This window comes from Streptomyces coryli (assembly GCF_011044975.1).
Lineage (GTDB): Bacteria > Actinomycetota > Actinomycetes > Streptomycetales > Streptomycetaceae > Streptomyces > Streptomyces coryli.
Genome location: NZ_JAAKZV010000424.1, coordinates 1 through 3819 on the forward strand (window position 1 = coordinate 1; position 3819 = coordinate 3819).

Annotated in this window: 2 protein-coding genes; both read right to left on the bottom strand. The window is 70.1% G+C overall.

Features of this window, described 5'->3' with window-relative positions:
• Positions 1-574: hypothetical protein (locus G5C51_RS40515; RefSeq protein WP_165245721.1), on the bottom strand; the 574-nt coding region annotated here is incomplete at its 3' end.
• A 162-nt stretch (positions 575-736) separates the two neighbouring features.
• The gene (gene leuS, locus G5C51_RS40520; RefSeq protein WP_165245723.1) at positions 737-3571 is read right to left on the bottom strand and encodes a leucine--tRNA ligase; all 2835 of its coding nucleotides are present in this window, start codon (positions 3569-3571) and stop codon (positions 737-739) included.
• Positions 3572-3819: the final 248 nt, after the last annotated feature.

The window sequence follows — 3819 nt, forward strand, 5'->3', positions numbered from 1 at the left end:
GCCCCTGAGCCCCCTGAGCCCCCTCATCCGCCGGCGCCCAATGCCGCAGCGCCCCCGCCTCGACCTCGATCTGCGCGCTCAGCGCCTCCAGGTCGTCACCCGCCGAATGCCGCCGCCGGTCCTGCGCCGCGAAGCGCAGCGAGTCCGCGGAGTTACGGATCCGCTGGGCCCGCCGCCGCGCCTCCGGCAGCCGGTCCGCGATCCGGCCCTTGTCCGGCTCCCGCTCCAGCTGGCGCAGCTCGCCGTCCAGCTGGCGGCCGAAGTCGTGCAGGCGGTTGAGAAGGTCCAGGGACTCGCGCAGGCCGGGATCACCCGGCACCGCCGCCTCCAGCTCGCGCCGCGTGGAGTCGATGGACTCGCGCAGCCCCAGGCGCAGCGCCGCGATCTCGCCGACCGGCCCTGGCTGCACCGCGCGCCGGGCCCGCAGCGACGTCTCCTCCACGGTGCGCCGGGTGTCCGCGACCGTACGCTCGACGCCCCGCTTGACCGCCCGTCCCGCCCGCACGGCGACGATCACCGCGAGGACCACGAACAGCGCCAGCAGCGCCGCGGCCACCGCCACTCCGACCTCCATGAGGACTCCTCTCGCTCCGTCACACCCAGCGTAAAGGGAAAGCAATGGCCCAGGGCCATGCGCGACCCTGGACCATCCCCCAGAACGACCCCGACCTGGGGATGACCCAGACCTGAGGAGGACCCCGAGGGTGACCGCGTCACCCCCGAGGGCCAGCCGGCCTCAGACGACGATGTTGACCAGCTTCGGCGCCCGCACGATCACCTTGCGGATCTGCTGGTCGCCGATCGCCTTGACGATCGCCGGGTCGGCCAGCGCGGCCTCGTGCAGCTCCTCGTCCGAGATCGACGGCGGCACCTCCAGCCGCGCCTTGACCTTGCCCTTCAGCTGTACGACGCAGGTCACCGTCTCGTCGACCACATAGCGCGGGTCGGCCTCCGGCAGCCGCTCCCACACCACCGACGACTCGTGGCCCAGCTTGTGCCACAGCTCCTCGGCGATGTGCGGGGCCAGCGGCGCGATCAGCTTGACCGTGTCCTCGGCGACCGAGCGCGGGACCGAGGGCTGCTTGGTCAGGTGGTTGTTCAGCTCGGTGATCTTGGCGATGGCGGTGTTGAAGCGCAGGCCGTCCATATCCGAGCCGGCGCCGTCGATCGCCTTGTGCAGGGCGCGCAGGGTGGGCTCGTCCGGCTCCTCGTCCGTTACGGTCACCGCGCCCGTGGCCTCGTCGACGACGTTGCGCCACAGACGCTGCAGCAGTCGGAATTGGCCGACCACCGCCCGGTCGTCCCATGGCCGGGACACGTCCAGCGGGCCCATCGCCATCTCGTACAGCCGCAGCGTGTCCGCGCCGTACTCCTCGAAGATCTCGTCCGGCGTGACGGCGTTCTTCAGCGACTTGCCGATCTTGCCCAGCTCGCGCGAGACCTTGACGCCCTCGTAGTACCAGCCGTCCTCGCGCTCCTCGACCTCGGCGGCCGGGACCGGGAAGCCGCGGTCGTCGCGGTAGACGTAGGCCTGGATCATGCCCTGGTTGAACAGCTTGTGGAACGGCTCGGGCGACGAGATGTGCCCCAGGTCGTACAGCGCCTTCGACCACATGCGGGCGTACAGCAGGTGCAGCACCGCGTGCTCCTGGCCGCCGACGTACAGGTCGACCCCGCCGTGCGGCTTCGCCTCGGTCGGGCCCATCCAGTAGCGCTCCAGCTCCGGCCGGACCAGCTGCTCGTCGTTGTGCGGGTCCAGGTAGCGCAGCTCGTACCAGCAGGAGCCGGCCCAGTTGGGCATGGTGTTGGTCTCGCGCCGGTAGCGCTTCTTGCCCGCGCCGTCGCCCAGGTCCAGCTCGACGTAGACCCAGTCCTCGTTACGGGACAGCGGGGTCTCCGGCTGCGTGTCGGCGTCGTCCGGCTCGAAGGTGCGCGGCGAGTAGTCCTCGACCTCGGGCAGCTCCAGCGGCAGCATCGACTCGGGCAGCGGGTGCGCGACGTCGTTCTCGTCGTAGACGATCGGGAACGGCTCGCCCCAGTAGCGCTGCCGGCTGAACAGCCAGTCGCGCAGCCGGTAGTTGACCGTCGCCTCGCCGTGGCCGTTCGCCACCAGCCAGTCGATGATCTTCGTCTTCGCCTCGTCAACGCCCAGGCCGTCCAGGGAGATGCCCTCTCCCGCGGAGTTAATGGCGGCACCCTCGCCCGTATACGCCTTGCCGTCGAAGCCCTCCGAAGGCTGCACCGTACGGACGATCGGCAGCTCGAAGGCCTCGGCGAAGTCCCAGTCGCGCTGGTCCTGGCCGGGGACGGCCATGATCGCGCCGGTTCCGTAGCCGGTCAGGACGTAGTCGGCGATGAAGACCGGGACCTGCTCGCCGTTGGCCGGGTTCGTCGCGTACGCGCCCGTGAAGACGCCGGTCTTGTCCTTGGCCTCGGCCTGGCGCTCGACGTCCGACTTGGCGGCCGCCTGGGCGCGGTACTTCGCCACCGCCTCGGCCGGGGTGGCGTGGCCGCCGGTCCATACGTCGTGGGTGCCCTCCGGCCAGGCGGCCGGGGTGATCCGCTCGACCAGCTCGTGCTCCGGGGCCAGCACCATGTACGTAGCGCCGAAGACGGTGTCAGGGCGGGTGGTGAAGACCTCGATCGCGCTGGAGCCCACCGGGAATTTGATCTTCGCGCCGTGGCTGCGGCCGATCCAGTTGCGCTGCTGCAGCTTGATCGCCTCGGGCCAGTCCAGGCCGTCCAGGTCGTCGATCAGGCGGTCGGCGAAGGCGGTGATGCGCATCATCCACTGGCGCAGGTTGGCCTTGAAGACCGGGAAGTTGCCGCGCTCGGAACGGCCGTCGGCGGTGACCTCCTCGTTCGCCAGCACGGTGCCCAGGCCCGGGCACCAGTTGACGGGCGAGTCGGAGGCGTAGGCCAGGCGGTAGTCGCTCAGGATGTCGGCGCGCTCCTTCACCGACAGGTCCGCCCAGGGGCGGCCGTCGGGGGTCGGGCGGTCGCCGCTCTCGAACTGGTCGATCAGGGTCTGGATCGGCCGCGCCTTGTCCTGCTCCGGGTCGTACCAGGAGTTGAAGATCTGCAGGAAGATCCACTGGGTCCACTTGTAGTAATCCGGGTCGATCGTCGCGAACGACCGCTTCTTGTCGTGGCCCAGACCCAGCCGGCGCAGCTGGACCTTCATGGTCTTGATGTTGGCTTCGGTGGTGATACGGGGATGCGTGCCGGTCTGCACCGCGAACTGCTCGGCGGGCAGCCCGAAGGCGTCGAAGCCCAGGGTGTGCAGGACGTTCTTCCCGGTCATCCGCTGGTGGCGGGCGAAGACGTCGGTCGCGATGTACCCCAGGGGGTGACCGACGTGCAGGCCCGCGCCCGAGGGGTACGGGAACATGTCCATGATGAACTTGTGCGGCTTGTCAGAACCGGCGATCTCGTCGTCGTCGACCTCGTACGTGCCGGCCTTCTCCCAGACGTCCTGCCAGCGTGCCTCGATGTCGGCGGCCAGGGCGGCCGTGTAGCGGTGCGGGTTGGCTGCCGCCTCGGCGTTGGGGGCGGGCGTGTTCTCGCTCATCGTCGTCAAAGCTCCATCGGGGATCGTCTTACGCCTTGCTGCGGACAGTGCGGGCCTGCAGGAACGAAAAAACCCCTCGCACAGGAGGGGTCGCCGCGCTGAGTGTTCCCTGGTTTCAGCGCGGCCCGCTAAGCAGAAGGCGTACGGCACGCATGCGGTCAGGGTAGCGCATGCGGGGGGCCGGGGCCGACCGGCTTCTGGGTCGCCGGAGCGCTGCGGGGCGGGGGCGCCGGGGAGCGCTTCAGGGC

What these genes read in the sequence shown, in the direction of transcription:
- leuS (WP_165245723.1), bottom strand. Translation starts at nt 3,571, where the DNA reads ATGAGCGAGAACACGCCCGCCCCCAACGCCGAGGCGGCAGCCAACCCG.